Source organism: Hydrogenophaga sp. (assembly GCF_041633695.1).
GTDB lineage: Bacteria > Pseudomonadota > Gammaproteobacteria > Burkholderiales > Burkholderiaceae_C > Hydrogenophaga.
In genome coordinates this window covers 1-22237 of sequence record NZ_JBFJMY010000006.1, presented here as the reverse complement: position 1 = coordinate 22237, position 22237 = coordinate 1, and the positions used below count along the sequence as shown (strand labels likewise).

Below are 22237 nucleotides of genomic sequence, written 5' to 3'. Positions count from 1 at the left end.
GCGGGCCAGGCTTTCATGTAAGCTCGACGGCGGTTACATTTCACCACCAACGAGTGAGGAGAAACACATGCTGATAGGCGTACCCACTGAAACCACGGTGGGCGAAACCCGCGTGGCCGTCACGCCGGAGACGGCCAAGAAATACGTGGCACAAGGCCACACTGTGCGGGTGCAGTCGGGCGCGGGCGTGTCCGCCAGTGCGCCAGACGCGGCCTTCACCGCTGTCGGGGCCGAGATTGTGGATGCCGCTGGCGCCTACGCCTGTGACCTCGTGCTCAAGGTGCGCTCGCCGTCCGACGCCGAGCTGGCGCTGATGAAACCCGGCACCGCCGTGGTGGGCATGCTCAACCCCTTCGACGCCGCCGGCCTGCAACGCCTGGCCGCCGCCGGCCTGACCGCGTTTGCGCTGGAAGCCGCGCCACGCACCACGCGGGCGCAAAGCATGGACGTGCTGTCCTCGCAAGCCAACATCGCGGGCTACAAGGCGGTGATGGTGGCGGCCAATGTTTACCAGCGCTTCTTTCCCATGCTGATGACCGCAGCGGGCACGGTGAAAGCCGCGCGCGTGGTGATTCTTGGTGTGGGCGTGGCAGGCCTGCAGGCGATTGCCACCGCCAAGCGCCTGGGCGCGGTGATCGAGGCGTCTGACGTGCGCCCCAGCGTGAAAGAACAGATCGAATCCCTGGGCGGCAAGTTCATCGACGTGCCCTATGAGACCGACGAAGAGCGCGAAGCCGCCGTGGGTGTGGGCGGCTACGCCAAGCCCATGCCGGCCAGCTGGCTGGAGCGCCAGAAAGCCGAAGTGGCCAAGCGCGTGGCGCTGGCCGACGTGGTGATCTCCACCGCGCTGATTCCCGGGCGCGCCGCGCCCACGCTGATCACGGAAGACATGGTCAAGTCCATGAAGCCGGGCTCGGTGATCGTGGACATCGCCGCAGGCAAGGGGCCGAACGGCGTGGGCGGCAACTGCCCGCTGACCGAGACCGACCAGACGGTCATCAAGCACGGCGTGCACATCGTGGGCGAAACCAATCTGGCCGCACGGGTGGGCGCCGATGCCTCGGCGCTGTATGCGCGCAACGTGCTCGATTTCCTCAAGTTGATTGTCAACAAGGAAGGCGCGCTGCACGTGGACATGGAAGACGACATCGTCGCCGCCTGCCTGATGGCGCAAGGCGGTGAAGTCAAGCGCAAGGCCTGAAGCCCGACTCCCCAGGACCAGAACACAAGGACAAGACCATGGACGCCGTATCCCCCACCATTCTCAACCTCATCATCTTCGTGCTCGCCATCTACGTGGGTTACCACGTGGTCTGGACCGTCACACCGGCCTTGCACACACCACTGATGGCGGTGACCAACGCGATCTCGGCGATCGTCATCGTGGGTGCCATGCTGGCGGCCGCGCTCACCGAAACCACATTGGGCAAGACCATGGGTGTGGCGGCGGTGGCGCTGGCGGCGGTCAACGTGTTTGGTGGTTTTCTCGTGACCCGGCGCATGCTGGAGATGTTCAAGAAAAAGGAACGCAAAGCACCCGCAGTTGCCGCTGAGGGGGCGTCCAAATGAGCATGAACCTCGTCACGCTGCTCTACCTGATCGCCTCGGTCTGCTTCATCCAGGCCCTGAAAGGCCTGAGCCACCCCACCACCTCCATCCGCGGCAACGTGTTCGGCATGACCGGCATGGGCATTGCGGTGGTCACCACCATTGGGCTGATCTTCACCCTGGCCGAGCAGATGCAGGTCAGCGCCGCACAAGGCATGGTCTGGGTGCTCGGCGGTCTGGTGGTCGGCGGTGCCCTGGGCGCTTACATGGCTAACAAGGTCGAGATGACCAAGATGCCCGAGCTGGTGGCCTTCATGCACAGCATGATCGGCCTGGCGGCGGTCTGCATCGCGGTGTCCGTGGTGGCCGAACCCTGGGCTTTCTCCATCGTCGCCAAAGGCGCGGCCATCCCGGGCGGCAACCGCATCGAACTCGCCCTGGGCGCGTTCATCGGCGCCGTGACCTTCAGCGGCTCGGTCATCGCTTTCGGCAAGCTTTCGGGCAAGTACAAGTTCCGCTTGTTCCAGGGCGCCCCGGTCACCTTCCCGGGCCAGCACAAACTCAACCTGGTGCTGGGTCTGGCGGTGCTGTTCTTCATCTTCGGCTTCTGGCATTCGCAGAGCTGGATGGACATCGCCATCGTGATCGCGCTGGGCTTTGTTCTGGGTGTGCTGATCATCATCCCCATTGGCGGCGCCGACATGCCGGTGGTGGTGTCCATGCTCAACAGCTACTCGGGCTGGGCCGCAGCCGGTATCGGCTTCTCGCTGAACAACTCGATGCTGATCATCGCCGGTTCGCTGGTGGGCAGCTCGGGTGCGATCCTGAGCTACATCATGTGCAAGGCCATGAACCGCTCGTTCTTCAACGTGATCCTGGGCGGTTTCGGTGGTGAGGTCGCCACGGCGGGCGGCGCCAAGGCCGAGCAGCGACCGGTCAAGAGCGGCAGCGCCGACGACGCGGCCTTTGTGTTGGGCAATGCAGAGACCGTGGTCATCGTGCCCGGCTACGGCCTGGCCGTGGCGCGCGCGCAGCACGCGGTGAAGGAGCTGGCGCACAAGCTGACCGAAAAAGGCATCACAGTGAAGTACGCCATCCACCCGGTGGCCGGCCGCATGCCGGGTCACATGAACGTGTTGCTGGCCGAGGCCGAAGTGCCCTACGACCAGGTGTTCGAGATGGAAGACATCAACGGCGAGTTTGGTCAGGCCGATGTGGCCATCATCCTGGGCGCCAACGACGTGGTGAACCCGGCTGCTCTGCAGAAGGGCAGCACGATCTACGGCATGCCGATCCTGGAGGCCTACAAGGCCAAGACGGTGATTGTGAACAAGCGCTCCATGGCGGCGGGTTACGCCGGGCTGGACAACGAACTTTTCTACATGGACAAGACCATGATGGTGTTTGGCGACGCCAAGAAGGTGGTCGAGGACATGACCAAGGCGATCGAATAGCCCGCACCGTTGCGCGGGCGGCGCTTGCAGAAAAAGCTGGCGCCGTGCCAGCTTTTTTTTGCCCGGTGTTGGGCGAGGGCGCGCGGCGATGGATTAGAGTTGTCCGTCAGAAATCCGTAAGGGAAAAACACGAGTGCAAAACCGTGTTCTGCACCGGAAAATACCGGGTTACGTTTTCAAACACAAGCAACGGAGACATGGCATGACCGAATCGATGGCCGACCGCCCCTGGCTGAGCGCCTACCCTGCGGGTGTACCCGCCGACATCGACGTGGCGCAATACGCTTCGCTGGTGCATTTGATGGAAGACAGTTTCCAGAAATACGCCAACCGCACCGCCTACAGCTTCATGGGCAAGGACATCAGCTTCGGCCAGACCGACAGCCTGTCCCAGGTCTTTGCCGCCTACCTGCAGGGGTTGGGGCTGGTCAAGGGCGACCGCGTGGCCATCATGATGCCCAATGTGCCGCAGTACCCGGTGGCGGTGGCGGCGATTCTGCGTGCCGGCTTCGTGGTGGTGAACGTGAACCCGCTCTACACCGCACGCGAACTCGAACACCAGCTCAAAGACTCGGGCGCCAAGGCCATCGTCATCATCGAGAACTTCGCCAACACCCTGGAGCAATGCATTGCCAACACGCCGGTCAAGCACGTGGTGCTGACCGCCATGGGCGACATGCTGGGTCTGCTCAAGGGCGCGCTGGTCAATTACGTGGTGCGCAACGTCAAGAAGATGGTGCCGACCTTCAACCTGCCGCAAGCGGTGCGTTTCAACGACGCGGTCGCCCGCGGCACCAAGGGCACGTTCAAACGCCCGGACATCCAGGCCGATGACGTGGCGGTGCTCCAATACACCGGCGGCACCACCGGGGTGTCCAAAGGTGCGGTGCTGTTGCAGCGCAACGTGATCGCCAACCTGTTGCAGTCCGAGGCCTGGAACGATCCGGTGATGCAACAGGTCCCGCCCGATCAGCAACCCACCAGCGTCTGCGCCTTGCCGCTGTACCACATCTTCGCTTTCACGGTGAACATGATGCTGTCCATGCGCACCGGCGGCAAAACGATTCTGATCCCGAACCCACGCGACATGCCCGCCGTGCTCAAAGAGCTGTCCAAGCACACCTTCCACAGCTTCCCGGCGGTCAATACCTTGTTCAATGGCCTGGCCAACCACCCCGATTTCAACACCGTGAACTGGAGCAACCTCAAGGTTTCGGTGGGCGGTGGTATGGCGGTGCAGGGGGCGGTGGCCAAGCTGTGGCTGGAGAAGACCGGCTGCCCGATCTGCGAAGGTTATGGCCTGTCCGAGACCAGTCCGTCCGCGACCTGCAATCCCACCACCAGCACCGAATACAGCGGCACCATCGGCGTGCCGTTGCCCAACACCTGGCTCAAATGTCTGGACGACGATGGCAACGAGGTGCCCATGGGGCAGCCTGGCGAGATCGCCATCAAAGGCCCGCAGGTCATGGCGGGTTATTGGCAGCGCCCCGACGAAACCGCCAAGGTCATGACGCCCGATGGTTATTTCAAGACCGGTGACATTGGCACCATGGACGCGCGCGGCTACTTCAAAATTGTCGACCGCAAAAAGGACATGGTGCTGGTGAGCGGCTTCAACGTCTACCCCAACGAAGTCGAGGATGTGGTGGCCCAGATGCCCGGGGTGCTGGAGTGCGCGGTGGTCGGCGTGCCCGATGAAAAATCGGGCGAAGCGGTCAAGCTGGTGATCGTCAAGAAAAACCCGGACCTCACCGAAGCGCAAGTGCGCGAGTTCTGCAAAGGCAAGCTCACCGGCTACAAGCAACCCAAGGTGGTGGAGTTCCGCACCGAGCTGCCCAAGACCCCGGTGGGCAAGATTCTGCGGCGCGAACTGCGCGACAAAAAGTGAAGACCTGAACGCCGCAGGGCGTACAAAAAATGCCCGGACCGTTCCGGGCTTTTTTGCGTCTGGGCGGGCGTTACAGCTTGAGCGTGGACAGCAGGATGCTGGTCTCGGTGTTGGCAATGCCTTCGACCAGGCGGATCTCGCCCAGCACCCGGTCAAAGGCTTCCAGGGTGTCGGCCTGGATCTCGGCCACGATGTCCCAGCGTCCGTTGGTGGAGTGCAGGCGCGACACGTTGGGGTGGCCGCGCAGCGTGCGCAGCACGTCTGGCCCCTGGTTGCCCTCCACGGCGATGGTCGTCAGCGCGCGGATGCGGTGCGCCTCGGCCTGCGGTTTCAGCCGCAGGGTGTAGCCCACGATCACGCCGTCGCGTTCCAGGCGCGACAAGCGGTTCTGCACCGTGCCGCGCGCCACCCGCAGCTTCAAGGCCAGCGCCGCCACGCTGGTGCGGGCGTTGTCGCGCAACAAGGCGATCAATTCGCGATCGGTGTCGTCGATTCCGGTCATTTTGCTTTATCCGTTGATCAATATGCGCAGTTTAGTGCGCTTATTGATCAAGTCGTCGCCTTCTTTTTGGCTTTGCATTCCGGGAAACTGCTTGAACAGACCCGCGAATGCGGTGGAGCTGTCTATTCAAAAGCAAAAGACAAAAGAGCCCAACATGACCCGTTTTATCGACGTCCCTGCCCTGTCCCAGCTGGTGCAAACCATCGGCGTTCCCCGCTTCATCGAAGAACTGTCGCAGACCATACGCGACGACTTTCTGCGCTGGGAGTGTTTCGAAAAATCCGCCCGTGTGGCCAGCCATTCGCCCCTGGGTGTGATCGAACTCATGCCGGTGTCCGACGCCGAACGCTACGCCTTCAAGTACGTCAACGGCCACCCCAGCAACACCGCCCAGGGCATGTACACGGTGATGGCTTTTGGCGTGCTGGCCGAGGTCGAAACCGGCTACCCGCTGCTGCTGTCCGAGCTCACGCTCACCACCGCCTTGCGCACCGCCGCCACCTCGATCATGGCGGCGCGCGCGCTGGCGCGCCCGGATGCGCGCCGCATGGCCTTGATCGGCAACGGTGCCCAGAGCGAATTCCAGGCCCTGGCTTTCCACACCCAGCTCGGTATCGACGAGCTGCGCGTGTACGACGTAGACCCCGCCGCCACCGACAAGCTGGTGCGCAACCTGGCGGCCTGGCCGGCGCTGCGCGTGCAGCGCTGCGGCTCCATCGCCGAAGCGGTCCGGGGCGCCGACATCGTGACCACCGTCACCGCCGACAAGACCCGCGCCACCATCCTCACGCCCGATTTGATTGAAGCCGGCATGCACCTGAATGCCGTGGGCGGTGACTGCCCGGGCAAGACCGAGCTGCACCCCGGTGTGCTGGACATGGGCCGGGTGTTTGTGGAGTACGAACCGCAGACGCGGGTGGAAGGCGACTTGCAGCAAATGCCGGCCGACTTCCCGGTGGTGGATCTGTGGCGCGTGCTCGCCGGCCAGGCAGAGGGCCGCCAGAGCACCGCACAGGTCACGGTGTTCGACTCGGTCGGCTTCGCGCTGGAAGACTATTCTGCCTTGCGTTATGTGTTCGAGCGGGCGCAAGAACACGGCATTGGGCGCGAAGTGGACCTGGTGCCGCCGGCGGACGATCCAAAAGATTTGTTCCGCTTCACGCAGCCGGGCAACCGCCGCGCCAGCCTGCGCCGCGTCGCCTGACGGCCGAGCTGGCTTGGTGGCGCGGTGCGCTGCGGGCTCGCGGGCATCCATCTGGCACGCCGCTGAAAGAGCGGGCGCCCCGGTGCTTCACAATCACGGCTTCGGCACAGGCCGTCGTTGCCCGCCGTTTTTGTGGAGATGTTTTCATGAGCCGAACCGCCCTGGTCAGCGCCTTGCACGATGAACTCAGCGCCGTGCTGGCGCTGATGCCCGACGAACACGTGGAAAGCGTGGCCGGGCGCAGCTTCTGGGTCGGGCATCTGCATGGCCAGGATGTGGTGGCCGTGCTCAGTGGCATTGGCAAAGTGGCGGCGGCCACCACCGCGACGCTGCTCATCGAGCGCTATGGCGTGGACCGCATCGTCTTCACCGGCGTGGCCGGTGGCCTGGGGCCCGGCGTGAACGTGGGCGACGTGGTGGTGGCGCGGCAATTTCTGCAGCACGACATGGACGCCTCGCCCATCTTCCCGCGCCACGAGGTGCCGGGCTACGGCACCGCCACCTTCGACGCCGACGCCGCGCTATCGGACCGCCTTGCGCAGACCTGCGAAAACATGCTGGCCCAGCTGGCCACGCACCTGGGGCCAGAGGCGGTGCACGCCTTTGCCTTGCAGGCGCCCCGCCTGCACCGGGGGCTGGTGCTCAGCGGCGACCGCTTTGTCGCCACCACCGCCGAGAGCCAGGCCCTGCAACGCGAACTGCCCCAGGCGCTGGCGGTGGAAATGGAAGGCGCGGCTTTCGCCCAAGTCTGCCGCGACTACGGCGTGCCCCTGGCCGTGGTGCGCACCATTTCAGACCGGGCCGACGACGCCGCGCATGTGGACTTTCCGCGCTTTCTTCGCGAGGTGGCGAGCCGCTACAGCGCCGCGATCGTGAACGGGCTGTTCAAGCAGTAACCCCGCAGAGCCGGGTCCATGCTGTTCTGGCCCAACGCCTCCTCCGGCGTACGTGTCTCAAGCCAGAACACCGCCGATCCGGCTTCGCCGGTCGGCAGGTGTTGCCCCCTTGAGGGGGTGACGGGCGAAGCACGGCGCGGGGGTGGGCCTACCGCAACCAGCCCCGCTTGCGGAAGTACAGCATGGGCCCCACGGCCGAGAGCAGCATCAGGCCCAGGGCAAACGGGTAGCCGGCCTGCCAATCGAGTTCGGGCATGTACTTGAAGTTCATGCCATAGACGCTGGCGATCAGGGTGGGGGGCAGCAGCGCCACGCTGGCGACCGAGAAGATCTTGATGATCTTGTTCTGGTTGATGTTGATGAAACCGACCGTCGCGTCCATCAAGAAGTTGATCTTGTCGAACAGAAAAGCGGTGTGGCTGTCCAGCGAGTCCAGGTCGCGCAAAATCTGGCGCGCGTCTTCGAACTGTTCGGCGCTGAGCATGCGCGTGCGCATCATGAAACTCACCGCACGGCGCGTGTCCATGACGTTGCGGCGGATGCGGCCCGACATGTCTTCGTGGCGTGCGATGGCCGACAGCACCTGTCCGGCGGTGTCGTCGGTCACGTCGCCGGCCAGCACGCGCCGGCTCGAGGTTTCCAGATCGTCGTAAATGTCTTCCAGCGTGTCGGCGCAGTATTCGGCGTCGGCGTCGAACAGCATCAACAACACGTCTTTGGCGTCTTCGATCAGGCCGGGCATGCGGCGTGCGCGCATGCGCAGCAAGCGGAACACCGGCACGTCTTCGTCGTGGATGGAAAACAGCACGCCCCGGCTGGTGAGCGACCGGTTGTGCTCGTTCAAGATGAAGGCCACCCGCACCGCGCGCGGGTCGTCGCTGTCGTCGATCAGGAAGTCGCTGCGGATGTGCAGCTCGCCGTTGTCTTCTTCAAAGAACCGGGCCGACTCCTCGATGTCGTCGTCCATCGCGTCTTCGGGAATGCTCAGCTCGAAGTGTTGCTTGACCCAGCGGCGCTCTTCCAGCGTGGGCTCTTCCATGTCGACCCAGATCGGTTTGAACTGGGCCAGCTCTTCGAGCGACTCGATTTCTTCCTGAAACAGGCGGCCGTTGACCAGTGTGAATACGTTGAGCATGTGTGCCCTCCCAGGGCTGGGGATCTGTGCAGAGGGGGCGAAGCGCGCGGCTTCGGGCGGCGGTGGTGGGTGGTCGCGCTTTCAGCCAACCGGTCGCCTGGGCTCTGCGGCGCCGCAAGACGCCGGGATCAGTCGGACACAGAATGGGCTGAAAGCACGCAACTGGGGGGCGTGCTTTCCATAGGGTTCTCCGTGAAGGGTTCAGCCTGCCGATTATGGCACCGCAGCCTGCTTTTTCTCTACCGCAGAGGCCCCGAAAAAGGCCATCAGTTCGTCTTTCTGGAACCAGGCGTCGTGTTCGCCCAACTCCATCACCGCGTTGATGAAGCCGGCCTCGAACAGCAGGTAACTGGCCAGGGCGGCTGCGCTGCCCGCCGCGCCGCGCCCGGTGTCGAGTGCGCCCAGGCCGATGAGGGTGTTGCGTGTGGGCTTGGGCAGTGCGCCCATGTGGACTTGGGCCAGCTCGTCCAGCGACTGGCTGGGTTGCATGGCCATCACTTCCAGGGGCTCGTAGGGCAGGGCGGCGGCCAGTTCGGGCGGTAGCCGCGCCAGCGTCTGGGTCACGCGCTGGGCTTGCTCCACATCGGACAACAAGGTGTCGTGGAACACGCTGGCCAGGGCGTGGCCGGCGATGGTGCCGGCCGTGGGCTCGCCGGTGGCGCTCGCGCCCATGCCCATGCCCGAGCGCTGGGGCTGCCCGACCCCGATGACCAGGATGCGCCGCGCGCCGAAATGGATGGCCGGCGACAGTGGCGAGAGCTGTCGCATGGAGCCATCGCCAAAATGCTCTTTGTGCCCATCGACCCAGAGCGGCACGGAGGGGAAGAGAAACGGGATCGCGCTGGACGCCATCAGGTGTTCGATGGTGATGGGTTGCATGTCGGCCCGCCGCCCGGTGCGTTGCCAGGGCTGGGCCGGGTGGTCGGGGCGGGTCTGGCAGAAGGTCCAGTGCTCGCCGGTGGTGTAGCTGGACGCGGTGACCCCCAGCACATCGATCTGCCCGTGCGCCAGCGCACGCTCCAGGCCCGCCAGATCGATGGCGCGGTGCAGCGTGTCCACCAGGGGAAAGGTGTCGACCAGCGCGCGGTGCTTGCGCACCTGGCGTGCCAGTGTGAAGCCGGCCACCAGCCGGTTGGCGCGCACCCAGCGCGGCGCATCCAGATCGTAGACCCGGTGCGAGCGCAAACCGCTCCAGAACGTGGCCAGGCGGGGCAGCGCATCCAGTCCATGTTCGGCCTGGCCTGCCAGGTAGGCGGCGTTGAGCGCACCGGCCGAGGTGCCGAACAGCCAGCGAAACGGGAACGCGGCCAAGCTGGCCGATACCGGGGAACCCGCCGCCAGCATGCGCGCCAACGCCTTGAGCACACCGGCCTGGTAAGCGGTGCGCGCGCCACCGCCCATCAACACCAGTGCGCAACCGTCTGCGTGCGGGGTCGGCAACTGGGCGTCGAGCAGGTTGTGTGAGAGCAGGCGGTCGAGAGACAAGAAAAATCCCTTTGGCTGGTGCGACGCGCTCGGGCAGCTCGGCGGTCAACTCGCAAAATCATGACATATTCCGGGCCGGATCTTTGCGCCACACCGGGTGGCGGTCAGAACACGCCGCGTATCGGCTCCGCTTGGCACGCGGACCTCGTGGTGTTGGCCGGTTGGGCTTGCACCGCCCTCGGCACAAAAAGCCCTGGAGTTCTGGGGTGGGCGCGGAAATACCGAGCCATAAAGTTTGCATTTCACGGTGGCCTGCCTGGACGGGCTTGCGCCGCCCGCTTTTCGTGGGCATAGTGGGTGCAAGCCTTCCCCGTGGCCGCCGGCCGGGTCAGCCCGAATGGCGGTGTATGTGTCAACCCTGAGCAAACATAGGAGGTTCATGTATGAACTTGACGATCAGCGGTCACCATCTCGACGTCACGCCCGCCTTGCGCGGTTATGTCACGAGCAAGCTCGAGCGAATATCCCGGCATTTCGATCAAGTGGTCGATATCAAGGTGTTGCTGACGGTGGACAACCTGAAAGAGAAGGACCTGCGGCAGCGCGCCGAGTGCAACATCCACGTCAAAGGGCGAGACCTGTTTGCCGAAAGTGCCCACGCCGATCTGTATGCCGCCGTGGATGAATTGGCCGACAAGCTGGATCGTCAGGTATTGCGCCACAAGGACAAGTCACAGGACCACCACCACGAGTCGGCCAAACGTCTGATGTGAGTGCCAAACGGGTGGCTTGCCAGCACCCGATAAATGCTGCACTGCAACAAGCCGCTTGAAAAGTCAAGCGGCTTTTTTGTATCCAAAACCTAGCCAAGCTGGCTCAAGTCGGCATAATTTGCGGTCCAAGAGGCCTACATGAACCGACTATCTGCCATATTGCCCGCGGCACAAGTACTTGTGAACGTGGACGCAACCAGCAAAAAGCGAGCGTTTGAAGAAGCGGGCTTGCTGTTTGAAACCCTGCATGGACTCAACCGTGCCTTGATCACCGACAGCCTGTTTGCCCGCGAACGCCTGGGCTCCACCGGTCTGGGCCACGGTGTGTCCATTCCGCACGGACGCATCAAAGGCCTTAAACAGCCCTTGGCTGCGGTGTTCCAGTTGGCCAACCCGATCGGTTTTGACGCGCCCGACGAACAGCCGGTGCAGCTCATGATCTTCCTGCTGGTGCCCGAAGCGGCGACGCAGAAGCATCTGGAAATCCTTTCTGAGATCGCCGAACTGCTCAGCGACAGCGGTTTGCGCGAGCAGATGAAAAACGCCAGTGAATCCGCCGTGCTGCACCACCAGATCACTTCCTGGCAGTCGGCACACGCCGCCGCCTAAGCGCATTGCCCGTCCGCTGTCCCACCGTCGTTCGGTTCTGTCTGCGGCGCATGGCTCCCGCATCGTTCACCGCCGGACCCGGGTGCGACCCGTACGCAGCCGTTTGGGGCTGCTGGTCACCGCTTTGAGCCACTGATTGCCCATGAAACCCACCGTTGTCAGCGCCGACGTCCTGTTTGAAGACCACCGCGACGCGCTGAAATGGCAGTGGATCGCGGGACTGGGCGCCTCCGAACGCCGCTTCGACGAGGTCGCGATCCGCGAAGCCCGCTCGGGCGCCGATCTGGTGGGCTACCTCAACTACATCCACCCGTACCGGGTCCAGGTGCTGGGCGAACGCGAAGTCGCGTACTTGTCCAGTTCCAGCAGCGACGACAACCGGCGCCGGGTGTCGCGCATCGTGACGCTGGAGCCGCCGGTGCTGGTGGTGGCCGACGACCAGCATGCGCCCGACGACGTGGTCGCCATGTGCGAGCGCGCGCAGATCCCGATGTTCGGCACCCACGAGTCGGCGGCCTTCGTCATTGATGTGTTGCGCGCCTATCTGTCGCGCCACTTTGCCGACCGCTCGTCCATGCACGGCGTTTTCATGGACATCCTGGGCATGGGCGTGCTGATCACCGGCGAGTCTGGCCTGGGCAAGAGCGAGCTGGGGCTGGAACTCATTTCACGCGGTCACGGTCTGGTGGCCGACGACGCGGTGGACCTGTACCGCATCAACCAGACCAGCATCGAAGGGCGCTGCCCCGAGCTGCTGCAAAACCTGCTGGAAGTGCGTGGCATCGGCCTGCTCGACATCAAAGCCATTTTTGGCGAGACGGCGGTGCGCCGAAAAATGCGGCTCTCGCTCATCGTGCACCTGGTGCGCAAAGAAACCATGGAGCGCGACTACGAGCGCATGCCACACGAACCGCTGTACCAGGACGTGCTGGGCGTGCCGGTGCGCAAGGCCGTGATCCAGGTGGTGGCGGGGCGCAACATCGCCGTGCTGGTGGAGGCGGCGGTGCGCAACACCATTTTGCAATTGCGCGGTATTGATACCTACCAGGAATTTGTCTCGCGGCACCGCGCCGCCATGTCGCGCAACGAGTGAGTTCGGGCTGCGGCCAGCGCCGGCGGCGTTTCTAGCGGCTGGGCGGGCGGTGCGGGCAATCGGTCTTGGTGCAAGTGGCGTACAAGGACAGCGCGTGCTCCTGCAAGGCAAAGCCGCGTGTCTTGGCCACCATGTGCTGGCGCTTCTCGATTTCCGGGTCGTAAAACTCTTCCACCCGACCGCAGTCCAGGCAGACCAGGTGGTCGTGGTGCTTGCCTTCGTCCAGCTCGTAGACCGCCTTGCCCGATTCGAAGTTGCTGCGAATCAGCAGGCCCGCCTGTTCAAACTGCATGAGCACGCGGTACACCGTGGCCAGGCCGATGTCGGAATGGTCGTCGAGCAGGACGCGGAACACGTCTTCGGCCGTCATGTGGCGCTGCTTGCCCGACTGGAACACCTCCAGGATTTTCAGGCGCGGCAGTGTGGCCTTGAGTCCGGTGCTTTTCAGTTCGTCGATGTTGGTCATGGTCGTGGCGGCGTGGAGTGGGTGGGGCGGCCGACGGCAAGGGGTGCGTGCGTGGTGCCGATCGCTGGGAGCGGGGGGCCGCGTTCCGGGACCCCAAGGCTACAATGCCCAGATCATATCGCCAGCACGCGCGCGTGACGACTGCCCTTGGTTTTTCAAGGGCAGCGCGCGCCCATCAGGCCCAGTATCCATGCCCCATCTATCCGCCTCTTTTGTCACCCTTGCCCGTTCACGGCGCCCGGTCCGTCTGGGGCTGGTTCTGGGCTTGTCGGCGCTCGCGTTCGGCCTGGCCGGGTGCGCCGGCTGGTCCGACAAGCTGCCCAGCGTGGCCACCATGGTGACGCCGTACAAGGTCGACGTGTTGCAAGGCAATGTGGTGACCCGCGAACAGGCGCAGGCCCTGCAGACCGGCATGTCGCGCAACCAGGTGCGCGATGTGTTGGGTTCGCCCTTGCTGCAAAGCGTGTTCCACGCCGATCGCTGGGATTACGTTTTCACCTTGCGCCGCCAGGGGCAAGAGCCGCAGCAGCGCAAGCTGGCGGTGTTCTTCAAGGGCGATGTGATGGAGCGGTTCGAAAGCGACGAGCTGCCCAGCGAAGCCGAGTTTGTCGCGTCCCTGGACGCGCGCCGCCCGACCGAAAAACAGCCTGCGCTGGTCGCCAGCGAAGAGCAGCTCAAGGCGTTCCAGGAGCGCAACGCGGTGGCCGAAAACGCCACCGAACCCGCACAGCCCAGCGCCGCACCGGCGACCAGCTACCCGCCGCTGGAGTCTTCCGGAGCCGGCCGATGAGCGCCGTGCCCCAGGTGGTGCACCGCGTGTGCGTGGCCGGCGCCAGCGGCCGCATGGGCCAGATGCTGGTGCAAGCCATCCGCGACAGCGGCGACTGCGCGCTGTCGGGTGCACTCGATATCGCCACCAGCCCGGCCATCGGCCAGGACGCGGGCGCGCTCGCCGGTCAGGCCAATGGGGTGGCCATCACCGCCGACCTCGCGCAAGGCCTCTCGGGTAGCCAGTTCCTGATCGACTTCACCCGGCCCGAGGGCAGCATGGCGCATCTCCGTGCCTGCGTGGAACACGGCGTGAACGCGGTGATCGGCACCACCGGTTTCAGCGAGGCGCAAAAGGCCGAGATCGCGCAAGCCGCCAGCCGCATCGCCATCGTCATGGCACCCAATATGAGCGTGGGCGTCAACGTCACCCTCAAGCTGCTGGAGATGGCGGCCAAAGCCCTGTCCACCGGCTACGACATCGAGATCATCGAGGCGCACCACCGCCACAAGGTGGATGCGCCCAGTGGCACCGCCTTGAAGATGGGCGAGGTGATCGCCGACGCGCTGGGACGCGACTTGAAAGACTGCGCCGTGTACGCCCGCGAAGGCGTGACCGGCGAGCGCGATCCCTCCAGCATCGGGTTTGCCACCATACGGGGCGGCGACATCGTGGGCGACCACACGGTGCTCTTTGCCGGTACCGGCGAACGCATCGAGATCGCGCACAAATCCAGCAACCGCTCGGGTTATGCCCAGGGCAGCTTGCGCGCGGTGCGCTTTCTGGCGGGGCAGAAAACCGGCCTTTACGACATGTTCGACGTGCTCGGCCTGCGCTGAGACCACCCCCTTCCCCGGAGACCACCCTGTGGGCATTTGGCAAACCCTGGTGATGGGCGACACCATCAGCCGCAGCGTGGCCCTGGGGCTGCTGGCGATGTCGGTGGCGAGCTGGGTCGTGATTCTCTGGAAGGCCTGGCTGTTGCGCCGCGCCATGGCCGACTTGCGCCTGGCCACCGCGGCCTTCTGGCAGGCCAGCGATCTGGACCAGGCCGGGCAGCGCCTGGCGGCGCTGGATCCGCAGCGACTGCTCACGCCACTGGTGCAGGCCGCTCGCGGTATCGGGCAGGCCGGCAGCAACACCTTGGCCGCCGCCGGCGACCGTGCGCAACAGCTCACCCGCGTGCTGCGCGACGCTTTGCACGGCGTCTTGCACCGCTTGCAGTTTGGCCAGGTCTTGCTGGCCACGGTCGGGTCCACCGCGCCCTTCGTGGGCTTGTTGGGCACGGTCTGGGGCATCTACCACGCGCTCACCGGCATCGGCTTGGACGGCCCGTTCCGCATCGAACAGGTGTCGGGCCCGGTGGGCGAGGCCTTGATCATGACCGCCGCCGGTCTGGCCGTGGCGATCCCCGCCGTGCTGGCTTACAACGTGCTCGGGCGCCAGATCGCGCGCATCGAGGCCGATCTCGAAGGTTTTGCGCTCGACCTGCGTGAACTGCTCGCACACCCGGGCGCCGAACCGCTGACAGGCCCGGCGCCATGAGCTTCGGCCGGCTGGAAAAACCCGCCGGGCACCAGCCCATGAGCGACATCAACGTGACGCCCCTGGTGGACGTGATGCTGGTCTTGCTGGTGATCTTCATCATCGCCGCACCGCTGATGGCCAGCCGCCTGGCGCTGCAGCTGCCGCAAGCCGAAACGCCCAACACTGCGGCCCCCGATCCCGCCGGATTTGTGACGCTGGCGCTCGACGCCTCGGGCCACTTGTTCTGGGACGAGCAACCGGTGGACGACGCCGCGCTGCCGCAGAAGCTGGCCGAGGTGGCGCGCCGCAATCCGCAGACCGAATTGCAGTTGCGGGCCGACACCCAGGTGCCCTATGGCCGCGTGGTGCAGCTCATTGGCCTGGCCCAATCCGCGGGGCTTTCGCGCATCGGCTTCGTGGCTGTGGCGCCGCCGGGCACGCCTGCGCGCTGAACCGAGTACGCCCGCGCGCCGAGGGGCCTGGGCCAAGGCCTAAAATCGCCTTTTGATGTCGGCGCCGCACCTCTGCGAGATGCGCTGCGCTGGAGCCCCTTTTTCAGCCACCCAACCGAGCCTGCGGACCCCGTTCCATGCAAGAAAAATACGACCACGGACGAGTTGAGCGCGCCGCGCACGACCACTGGAACGCCACCGACGCCTACCGCGTCACCGAAGACCAGAACAAGAAGAAGTTCTACGCCTGTTCCATGCTGCCCTACCCCAGCGGCAAGCTGCACATGGGCCATGTGCGCAACTACACCATCAACGACATGCTGGCGCGTTACCTGCGCATGAACGGCCACAACGTGCTGATGCCCATGGGCTGGGACGCGTTTGGCCTGCCGGCCGAAAACGCCGCCTTGAAGAACGGCGTGCCTCCGGCCCAGTGGACGTATGAGAACATCGCCCACATGAAGCAGCAGATGCAGGCCATGGGCTTGGCCATCGACTGGAGCCGCGAGGTCACCACCTGCGACCCGAGCTACTACAAATGGAACCAGTGGCTGTTTTTGAAGATGCTGGAAAAGGGCATTGCTTACCGCAAGACCCAGGTCGTGAATTGGGACCCGGTGGACCAGACCGTGCTGGCCAACGAACAGGTGATCGACGGCAAGGGCTGGCGCACCGGTGCCACGGTGGAAAAGCGCGAGATCCCCGGCTACTACCTCAAGATCACCGACTACGCCGAAGAGCTGCTGGGCGAAGTGAAAGACGGCCTGCCCGGCTGGCCCGAGCGCGTGAAGCTGATGCAGGAAAACTGGATCGGCAAGAGCGAGGGCGTGCGCTTTGCGTTCCCGCACGCGATCACAGACGCCTCGGGCGCGCTGATCGGCGACGGCAAGATGTACGTGTTCACCACGCGCGCCGACACCATCATGGGCGTCACCTTCTGCGCCGTCGCACCCGAGCACCCGCTGGCGGTGCACGCGGCGGTGTCCAACCCGGCGCTGGCGGCGTTCATTGATGAGTGCAAGAGCGGCGGTACCACCGAAGCCGAACTGGCCACGCAAGAGAAGAAGGGCATGGCCACCGGCCTGTTCGTGGCGCACCCGCTCACCGGCGCACAGGTCGAGGTGTGGGTGGGCAACTACGTGCTCATGGGCTATGGCGACGGCGCCGTGATGGGCGTGCCCGCGCACGACGAGCGCGACTTTGCGTTCGCCAACAAGTACGGCCTGGCGATTCAGCAGGTGGTGGCCGTGGATGGCGAGGCCTTCAGCCCCACCGTGTGGGCCGACTGGTACGGCGACAAGCAGCGCGGCGTGTGCGTGAACTCCGGCGCCCTCGACGGCCTTCCGTTCAAAGAAGCGGTAGCCAAAGTGGCCGAGCTGCTGGCCGCCAAGGGCCTGGGCGAGACAAAGACCACCTGGCGTTTGCGCGACTGGGGCGTGAGCCGCCAGCGCTACTGGGGCACGCCCATCCCCATGATCCATTGCGCCGAACACGGTGCGGTACCGGTGCCCGAAAAAGACCTGCCGGTGGTGCTGCCGCAAGACTGCATTCCCGACGGTTCGGGCAACCCGCTGCACAAGCACGAAGGCTTTCACGCCGGCGTGGTCTGCCCGGTGTGCGGCCAGCCCGCGCGGCGCGAGACCGACACCATGGACACCTTCGTGGATTCGGCCTGGTACTTCATGCGCTACTGCGACCCGAAGAACGCCGACGCCATGGTGGGCGCGGGCACCGACTACTGGATGCGCGACCAAGAAAAGGCCAGCGGCGGCAGCGGCATGGACCAGTACATCGGTGGCATCGAACACGCCATCCTGCACCTGTTGTACGCGCGCTTCTGGACCAAGGTGATGCGCGACCTGGGGCTGGTGAAGATCGACGAGCCTTTCACCAAACTGCTCACGCAGGGCATGGTGCTCAACCACATCTACAGCCGCCGCACCGCCAAAGGCGGCAAAGACTATTTCTGGCCGCACGACGTGGAGCATGTGCTCGACGAGGGCGGCAAGATCGTGGGCGCGAAACTCAAGAACCCCGCCACCAGTGGCGAGGGCATGCTGCCGGTGGGCACGGCCATCGACTACGAGGGCGTGGGCACCATGTCCAAGTCCAAGAACAACGGCGTCGATCCGCAGGTGCTGATCGAAAAATACGGCGCCGACACGGCGCGCCTGTACACCATGTTCACGGCCCCGCCCGAAGCCACACTGGAATGGAACGACGCGGCGGTGGAAGGCAGCTACCGTTTTCTGCGCCGGGTCTGGCAGTTCGGAGCCAAGCTCGCCCAGGGCGCCGACCTGGGTGCGCAGGCAAAGAGCGTGTCGTCCAAGCCCCTGGGCAAGGCGGCCAAGGCCTTGCGGCTGGAGATCCACACCGTGCTCAAGCAGGTGGACTACGACTACCAGCGCATGCAGTACAACACCGTGGTCTCGGGCGCGATGAAGATGCTCAACGCCTTGGACGATTTCAAAGGCGATGGCTCTACCGGTGACAACGCTGCACTCGCCGAAGGCTTTGGCATTCTGCTGCGCTGCATCTATCCGGCCACACCGCACATCGCGCACACGTTGTGGAGCGAGCTGGGCTACCCGGCCGCCAACGGCGAACTGCTCGACGCGCCCTGGCCGCAGCCCGATGAAGCCGCTTTGCAGCGCGACGAGATCGAACTGGTGTTGCAGATCAATGGCAAGCTGCGCGGCAGCATCACAGTGCCCGCCGACGCCGACAAGGCCACCATCGAAGCCGCTGCGCTGAGCAGCGAGGCCTTTCTGAAGCAGGCCGAAGGCGCGGCGCCGAAAAAGGTGATCGTGGTGCCGGGGCGCCTGGTCAACGTGGTGGTTTAAGGAATGGCCATGACACGTTTGCACACCGCCACCGCCGCCACATCCGACCCCCGCATGGACGCCGCCCGCCGCCGCTGGTTGCGTGGCGTGGCGGGCGTGGCAGGCCTGGTGGCGCTGTCGGGTTGCGGCTTCGCGCTGCGCAAGGCGCCGCAACTGGCCTTCAGCGCGGTGCGGGTGCAAGGGGGAAACGAGGCCGGTGTCACGCGCGAATTGCGCCGCGCCCTGGAAAATTCGGGCGTGCAAGTGTTCACCAGCGCCAGCAGCGCGGGCGATGCAACCGAACAAGCGGTGATCGAGGTGCTGCAGGACCAGCGCGAACGGGCGGTGGTGGGCCAGACCGCCACCGGCCAGGTGCGTGAACTGCAGCTGCGCACGCGCTTCCGGTTTGCGCTGCGCACGCCTGCGGGCGAAGAACGCATTCCTTCCACCGAGCTGCTGCTGGAGCGCGACATCAGCTTCACCGAAACCGCTGTGCTGGCCAAAGAAGCCGAAGAGGCCTTGCTGTACCGCGACATGCAAAGCGACATCGTGCAGCAAGTCATGCGCCGCCTGGCTGCGGTGTCCGCGCTCTAGGGCCTGTTCACACTATTTTTTCAAGATGCGTTGCGGATCAAAAAGGCCATGCGCAAGGCGCAAAATGCAGCCGGGGTCTCCCCCCGGCCAGGCTTTGCAACGCCGCGCATGGCCTTTTTGGCCGCAACCCGAAGGGAAAGAGGTGAAAACAGTGCCACTCGTTGTTGCCCTCCTAGGCCAGACGCCCGGTCTGGCCGTCGTCGTGCGCCTAGATGGGCGCTGTTTTCACCTCTTTCGCACTTGGAAAAATAGTGTGAACAGGCCCTAATGCAGGTCGCTGCCGCACAAATCGCTGCCCAGTTGCAACGGGGCTTGAAGAGCCTGTACACCTTGCACGGCGACGAGCCGCTGCTGATCCAGGAAGCGGCCGATCTGATCCGCTCCGTGGCGCGCGAACAAGGCCATACCGAACGCACCGTGCACACGGTGGCGGGCGCGCACTTCGACTGGGGCGAGGTGCTGGCCAGCGGCGGCTCGCTCAGCCTGTTTGCCGACAAGCAGATTGTGGAAATCCGCGTGCCCTCGGGCAAGCCGGGCAAAGACGGCTCGCAGGTGCTGCAACAGATCGCCGCCAACGCCCAGGACAACGACAGCACGCTCACCCTGATCCTGCTGCCGCGCCTGGATGCCGCCACGCAAAAAGGCGCCTGGTTTGGCGCGCTGGACAGTTTTGGCGTCACGGTGCGGGTGGACCCGGTGGACCGCAAGGCCTTGCCGCAGTGGATCGCACAGCGCCTGCAGCAGCAAGGCCAACGCGTGGCGGCGGGCGAAGAAGGCCAGCGCACGCTGCAGTTTTTTGCCGACCGGGTGGAAGGCAATCTGCTGGCCGCGCACCAGGAAATCCAGAAGCTGGCGCTGCTGCACCCGGCGGGCGAGCTGGGCTTTGAGCAGGTGGAAACCGCTGTGCTCAACGTGGCGCGTTACGACGCTTTCAAGCTGGCCGAGGCGGTTCTGGGCGGCCAGGTTCTGCGGGTGCAGCGCATGCTCGACGGCCTGCAGGCCGAAGGCGAAGCGGCGGTGCTGGTGCACTGGGCGCTGGCGGAAGACATTCGCACGCTCAACCGCATTCGAGCGGCCATGGACGCCGGGCGCCCCTTGCCGATGGCGCTGCGCGAAAACCGCGTGTGGGGCGTGAAAGAAAAGCTCATGGAGCGCGCCCTGCCGCTGCTGAGCGCGGCCACGCTGGCCCAGTGGCTGGACAACGCCCACACGGTGGATGGCATCGTCAAAGGCTTGAAGAAACCCGACTGGCCCAGCGACCCCTGGAACGCCTTGCACCGCATGGCCATGCAGGTGGCACAGGCCTGCGCGCTGCGTTAGGCAGCCGCGTCAGCGGATCGCCGCTTGCCGCCGTGCCGCCGCGCGGAAATCGCTCGGTGAGAGGTCGGCGTGGTCGCGGAACACCCGGCTGAAATGGGCTGCGCTGTTGAAGCCCCAGGAAAAAGCAATCTCGGTGATGCTGCGCTGTGACAGCGCCGGGTTTTTCAGGTCGCGCATGCAGGCATGCAGACGGCGGCGCAGGATGTGGTGCGCCAGCGTTTCGTCTTCATCGCTGAAGGCGTTGTGCAGGTGGCGCTTGCTGCAGTTCAAGGCGCTGGCGATGCGGTCGATGGACAGGCCGGGATCGCGCAAATGCTGGCCAATGTGCTCTCGAATCCGGTCGCGAAACGCCTCCAGCTGGGTCGTGGCATTTTCTTGCCCCGCCAGCTCCAGCAAGGACAGGCGCACCAGTTCGATGATCAGCTCACCGGCTCCACGCGCAGCCGACGGGCTCATGCTCGGCAGCTCCTGCGATGTGCTGCGCATGGTCTCCAGCGCCACGCGCGAGATGCCGCTGGTACCGCCCACCCGGCGCGCCATCAAGGGGTCCAGGCGCAGACCGCGCTCCGAAAGTTTCTCCTTGGGCAGCATCACGATCAGGTGATCGACCCGCTCCGGGTTGGCGATTTCATAGCTGCCCGTGGTGTCGTAAATCGCCCAGCCCCCGGGCCGCACCCAGGCCTGCCGACCCTTTTGCTCCACCATCGCACTGCCCTGGGTGGGCGCGACGATTTTGAGGTAGCTGGTATCGCTGGCGCGCGCCAGGTGCTGGCTGCGCAGCACACGGTGGCGGTTGGCCTGGAGCTGGGTCATGACCACGTCGCCCGCGTGTGAAGCGCTCATGTGCCCGTCGAACCCGGTGTCGCCGTACAGATCCGACTCCAGGCCACCGAAGTGGGACCAGATCCAGTCGCGCCAGACCGCCGCGCGCTCAACGGGCGCGACGGCATCGGTGGTCATGACCTGGGTGGCTTGCATGGTGTGGGAGGTGTCTCTGTGGGTGAAAGGGAAATTATGGGCGGATGTGCACGCCTTGGGGGCTTGCAGGTTTGAGGGTTAACCCGCAACGGTGTGCACGCTCAGTCAAGCAGCTTGTGCACCACCAGCCAAGCACGGAAGGGGGTCTCTCCTTACGATTTGCGGGTCGGTTTTGCACAACACAGGAGACATGCCATGGTCCAGTCCACACGCCGTTTGATTATCAAGAGCGCCGCCGCCACGGTCGGCGCCATGTCCATCGCGCCCAGTCTGTTCGCGCAGTCAGGCCCGGTGCGCGTGGGCTACGCCATCGCGCGCACGGGTCCCTGGACCGGTGGTGCGCAGGTGAGCCAGGAGCCCAATTACCTGCTCTGGGCCGAGCAGCAAAACGCCATGGGCGGGATCAGTGTGAAGGGCGTGAAGCGCCCGATCGAGCTGATCAGCTACGACGACCGCAGCGACATCGAAACCTGCGTGCGCACCTACGAAAAATTGATGGGCAGCGACAAGGTTGATCTGGTGCTGCCGCCCTGGGGCAGCAACGCCAATTTTGCGGTGGCCCCGCTGGCCAACCGTTACCAGTACCCCTTCCTCGCGCCCACGGCACTGTCCAAAAAACTGGTCGAAATGCGCCTGCCGTATTTCTTCTTGCTGTTGCAACAGCCCGCACCGATGACGACGGCGCTGGTCGACATGCTCAAGGCCAGTGGAGCCAAGACGCTGGCCTGCATCTACGTGGACGACTTGTTCGGTCTGGAGAACTACGCCGCACTCAAGGT

At 64.9% G+C, this 22237-nt stretch carries 22 protein-coding genes; 17 read left to right on the top strand and 5 right to left on the bottom strand.

Translation table 11 applies throughout. From position 1 onward, the window contains the following. The first annotated feature begins 67 nt into the window (after nt 1-67). From ABYB95_RS00875 to ABYB95_RS00860, 4 genes are all read left to right on the top strand, one after another. The gene (locus ABYB95_RS00875) at nt 68-1201 is read left to right on the top strand and encodes a Re/Si-specific NAD(P)(+) transhydrogenase subunit alpha (RefSeq protein WP_372656527.1); all 1134 of its coding nucleotides are present in this window, start codon (nt 68-70) and stop codon (nt 1199-1201) included. A gap of 38 nt (nt 1202-1239) precedes the next feature. Continuing rightward, the gene (locus tag ABYB95_RS00870; RefSeq protein ID WP_372656526.1) at nt 1240-1569 is read left to right on the top strand and encodes an NAD(P) transhydrogenase subunit alpha; all 330 of its coding nucleotides are present in this window, start codon (nt 1240-1242) and stop codon (nt 1567-1569) included. After that, a complete protein-coding gene (locus ABYB95_RS00865) occupies nt 1566-3002 on the top strand; it encodes an NAD(P)(+) transhydrogenase (Re/Si-specific) subunit beta (protein ID WP_372656525.1) in 1437 nt (478 codons plus the stop codon). The genes ABYB95_RS00870 and ABYB95_RS00865 overlap by 4 nt, the downstream gene beginning before the upstream one ends. A gap of 214 nt (nt 3003-3216) precedes the next feature. Further along, on the top strand, nt 3217-4893 hold the full coding sequence (locus ABYB95_RS00860) for a long-chain-fatty-acid--CoA ligase (RefSeq protein ID WP_372656533.1): 1677 nt from the start codon (nt 3217-3219) through the stop codon (nt 4891-4893). 70 nt (nt 4894-4963) lie between these two features. On the opposite strand, the gene ABYB95_RS00855 is transcribed toward ABYB95_RS00860, so the two are convergent. Next, nucleotides 4964-5395 carry an Lrp/AsnC family transcriptional regulator gene (locus ABYB95_RS00855; protein WP_372656524.1) on the bottom strand — a complete coding sequence of 144 codons (432 nt, stop codon included), beginning with the start codon at nt 5393-5395 and terminating at the stop codon, nt 4964-4966. 154 nt (nt 5396-5549) lie between these two features. Here ABYB95_RS00855 and ABYB95_RS00850 point away from each other — a divergent pair, with 154 nt between their 5' ends. Then, nucleotides 5550-6599 carry an ornithine cyclodeaminase gene (locus tag ABYB95_RS00850; protein ID WP_372656523.1) on the top strand — a complete coding sequence of 350 codons (1050 nt, stop codon included), beginning with the start codon at nt 5550-5552 and terminating at the stop codon, nt 6597-6599. A 146-nt stretch (nt 6600-6745) separates the two neighbouring features. Further along, nucleotides 6746-7495 carry a 5'-methylthioadenosine/adenosylhomocysteine nucleosidase gene (locus tag ABYB95_RS00845; RefSeq protein ID WP_372656522.1) on the top strand — a complete coding sequence of 250 codons (750 nt, stop codon included), beginning with the start codon at nt 6746-6748 and terminating at the stop codon, nt 7493-7495. Between the two features lie 148 nt (nt 7496-7643). Here ABYB95_RS00845 and corA read toward each other — a convergent pair whose 3' ends face one another. Further along, nucleotides 7644-8630 carry a magnesium/cobalt transporter CorA gene (gene corA, locus ABYB95_RS00840; RefSeq protein ID WP_372656521.1) on the bottom strand — a complete coding sequence of 329 codons (987 nt, stop codon included), beginning with the start codon at nt 8628-8630 and terminating at the stop codon, nt 7644-7646. Between the two features lie 213 nt (nt 8631-8843). Beyond that, a complete protein-coding gene (locus ABYB95_RS00835; RefSeq protein WP_372656520.1) occupies nt 8844-10115 on the bottom strand; it encodes a patatin-like phospholipase family protein in 1272 nt (423 codons plus the stop codon). Nucleotides 10116-10498: 383 nt separating this feature from the next. On the opposite strand from ABYB95_RS00835, the gene hpf reads away from it, so the two are divergent. From hpf to hprK, 3 genes are all read left to right on the top strand, one after another. Next, nucleotides 10499-10828 (top strand): ribosome hibernation-promoting factor, HPF/YfiA family, encoded by a 330-nt coding sequence (gene hpf, locus ABYB95_RS00830; protein ID WP_372656519.1) that lies wholly within the window; start codon nt 10499-10501, stop codon nt 10826-10828. A gap of 138 nt (nt 10829-10966) precedes the next feature. Then, the gene (locus ABYB95_RS00825) at nt 10967-11437 is read left to right on the top strand and encodes a PTS sugar transporter subunit IIA (protein WP_372656518.1); all 471 of its coding nucleotides are present in this window, start codon (nt 10967-10969) and stop codon (nt 11435-11437) included. Between the two features lie 142 nt (nt 11438-11579). Further along, nucleotides 11580-12530 carry an HPr(Ser) kinase/phosphatase gene (hprK, locus tag ABYB95_RS00820; protein ID WP_372656517.1) on the top strand — a complete coding sequence of 317 codons (951 nt, stop codon included), beginning with the start codon at nt 11580-11582 and terminating at the stop codon, nt 12528-12530. Nucleotides 12531-12561: 31 nt separating this feature from the next. Here hprK and fur read toward each other — a convergent pair whose 3' ends face one another. After that, nucleotides 12562-12996 (bottom strand): ferric iron uptake transcriptional regulator, encoded by a 435-nt coding sequence (gene fur, locus ABYB95_RS00815; RefSeq protein WP_372656516.1) that lies wholly within the window; start codon nt 12994-12996, stop codon nt 12562-12564. Nucleotides 12997-13186: 190 nt separating this feature from the next. On the opposite strand from fur, the gene ABYB95_RS00810 reads away from it, so the two are divergent. The 7 genes from ABYB95_RS00810 (at nt 13187) to holA (ending at nt 20480) form a co-directional block, all read left to right on the top strand. Continuing rightward, complete coding sequence (locus tag ABYB95_RS00810; protein WP_372656515.1) at nt 13187-13786, top strand: outer membrane protein assembly factor BamE; 600 nt, start codon at nt 13187-13189, stop codon at nt 13784-13786. After that, nucleotides 13783-14604 carry a 4-hydroxy-tetrahydrodipicolinate reductase gene (dapB, locus tag ABYB95_RS00805; protein WP_372656514.1) on the top strand — a complete coding sequence of 274 codons (822 nt, stop codon included), beginning with the start codon at nt 13783-13785 and terminating at the stop codon, nt 14602-14604. The genes ABYB95_RS00810 and dapB overlap by 4 nt, the downstream gene beginning before the upstream one ends. A gap of 28 nt (nt 14605-14632) precedes the next feature. Next, a complete protein-coding gene (locus tag ABYB95_RS00800; RefSeq protein WP_372656513.1) occupies nt 14633-15310 on the top strand; it encodes a MotA/TolQ/ExbB proton channel family protein in 678 nt (225 codons plus the stop codon). After that, nucleotides 15307-15744: an ExbD/TolR family protein gene (locus ABYB95_RS00795; RefSeq protein ID WP_372656511.1), complete on the top strand. Its 438-nt coding sequence runs from the start codon at nt 15307-15309 to the stop codon at nt 15742-15744. Before ABYB95_RS00800 ends, ABYB95_RS00795 begins: the two co-directional genes overlap by 4 nt. 137 nt (nt 15745-15881) lie before the next feature. Beyond that, the gene (gene leuS / locus ABYB95_RS00790; protein WP_372656510.1) at nt 15882-18587 is read left to right on the top strand and encodes a leucine--tRNA ligase; all 2706 of its coding nucleotides are present in this window, start codon (nt 15882-15884) and stop codon (nt 18585-18587) included. A 9-nt stretch (nt 18588-18596) separates the two neighbouring features. Further along, the gene (gene lptE / locus ABYB95_RS00785; protein WP_372656509.1) at nt 18597-19160 is read left to right on the top strand and encodes an LPS assembly lipoprotein LptE; all 564 of its coding nucleotides are present in this window, start codon (nt 18597-18599) and stop codon (nt 19158-19160) included. Nucleotides 19161-19427: 267 nt separating this feature from the next. After that, nucleotides 19428-20480: a DNA polymerase III subunit delta gene (gene holA / locus ABYB95_RS00780; protein WP_372656508.1), complete on the top strand. Its 1053-nt coding sequence runs from the start codon at nt 19428-19430 to the stop codon at nt 20478-20480. 9 nt (nt 20481-20489) lie between these two features. Here holA and ABYB95_RS00775 read toward each other — a convergent pair whose 3' ends face one another. Further along, the gene (locus ABYB95_RS00775) at nt 20490-21458 is read right to left on the bottom strand and encodes a helix-turn-helix domain-containing protein (RefSeq protein ID WP_372656507.1); all 969 of its coding nucleotides are present in this window, start codon (nt 21456-21458) and stop codon (nt 20490-20492) included. 195 nt (nt 21459-21653) lie between these two features. On the opposite strand from ABYB95_RS00775, the gene ABYB95_RS00770 reads away from it, so the two are divergent. After that, a partial coding sequence (locus tag ABYB95_RS00770; protein WP_372656506.1) for an ABC transporter substrate-binding protein occupies nt 21654-22237 on the top strand: 584 nt, incomplete at its 3' end.

What these genes read in the sequence shown, in the direction of transcription:
- holA (WP_372656508.1), top strand. Translation starts at nt 19,428, where the DNA reads ATGCAGGTCGCTGCCGCACAAATCGCTGCCCAGTTGCAACGGGGCTTG.
- ABYB95_RS00855 (WP_372656524.1), bottom strand. Translation starts at nt 5,395, where the DNA reads ATGACCGGAATCGACGACACCGATCGCGAATTGATCGCCTTGTTGCGC.
- ABYB95_RS00845 (WP_372656522.1), top strand. Translation starts at nt 6,746, where the DNA reads ATGAGCCGAACCGCCCTGGTCAGCGCCTTGCACGATGAACTCAGCGCC.
- lptE (WP_372656509.1), top strand. Translation starts at nt 18,597, where the DNA reads ATGACACGTTTGCACACCGCCACCGCCGCCACATCCGACCCCCGCATG.
- fur (WP_372656516.1), bottom strand. Translation starts at nt 12,996, where the DNA reads ATGACCAACATCGACGAACTGAAAAGCACCGGACTCAAGGCCACACTG.
- ABYB95_RS00860 (WP_372656533.1), top strand. Translation starts at nt 3,217, where the DNA reads ATGGCCGACCGCCCCTGGCTGAGCGCCTACCCTGCGGGTGTACCCGCC.
- ABYB95_RS00865 (WP_372656525.1), top strand. Translation starts at nt 1,566, where the DNA reads ATGAGCATGAACCTCGTCACGCTGCTCTACCTGATCGCCTCGGTCTGC.
- ABYB95_RS00825 (WP_372656518.1), top strand. Translation starts at nt 10,967, where the DNA reads ATGAACCGACTATCTGCCATATTGCCCGCGGCACAAGTACTTGTGAAC.
- hpf (WP_372656519.1), top strand. Translation starts at nt 10,499, where the DNA reads ATGAACTTGACGATCAGCGGTCACCATCTCGACGTCACGCCCGCCTTG.
- ABYB95_RS00870 (WP_372656526.1), top strand. Translation starts at nt 1,240, where the DNA reads ATGGACGCCGTATCCCCCACCATTCTCAACCTCATCATCTTCGTGCTC.
- ABYB95_RS00775 (WP_372656507.1), bottom strand. Translation starts at nt 21,458, where the DNA reads ATGCAAGCCACCCAGGTCATGACCACCGATGCCGTCGCGCCCGTTGAG.
- corA (WP_372656521.1), bottom strand. Translation starts at nt 8,630, where the DNA reads ATGCTCAACGTATTCACACTGGTCAACGGCCGCCTGTTTCAGGAAGAA.
- ABYB95_RS00810 (WP_372656515.1), top strand. Translation starts at nt 13,187, where the DNA reads ATGCCCCATCTATCCGCCTCTTTTGTCACCCTTGCCCGTTCACGGCGC.
- dapB (WP_372656514.1), top strand. Translation starts at nt 13,783, where the DNA reads ATGAGCGCCGTGCCCCAGGTGGTGCACCGCGTGTGCGTGGCCGGCGCC.
- leuS (WP_372656510.1), top strand. Translation starts at nt 15,882, where the DNA reads ATGCAAGAAAAATACGACCACGGACGAGTTGAGCGCGCCGCGCACGAC.
- ABYB95_RS00875 (WP_372656527.1), top strand. Translation starts at nt 68, where the DNA reads ATGCTGATAGGCGTACCCACTGAAACCACGGTGGGCGAAACCCGCGTG.
- ABYB95_RS00850 (WP_372656523.1), top strand. Translation starts at nt 5,550, where the DNA reads ATGACCCGTTTTATCGACGTCCCTGCCCTGTCCCAGCTGGTGCAAACC.
- hprK (WP_372656517.1), top strand. Translation starts at nt 11,580, where the DNA reads ATGAAACCCACCGTTGTCAGCGCCGACGTCCTGTTTGAAGACCACCGC.
- ABYB95_RS00795 (WP_372656511.1), top strand. Translation starts at nt 15,307, where the DNA reads ATGAGCTTCGGCCGGCTGGAAAAACCCGCCGGGCACCAGCCCATGAGC.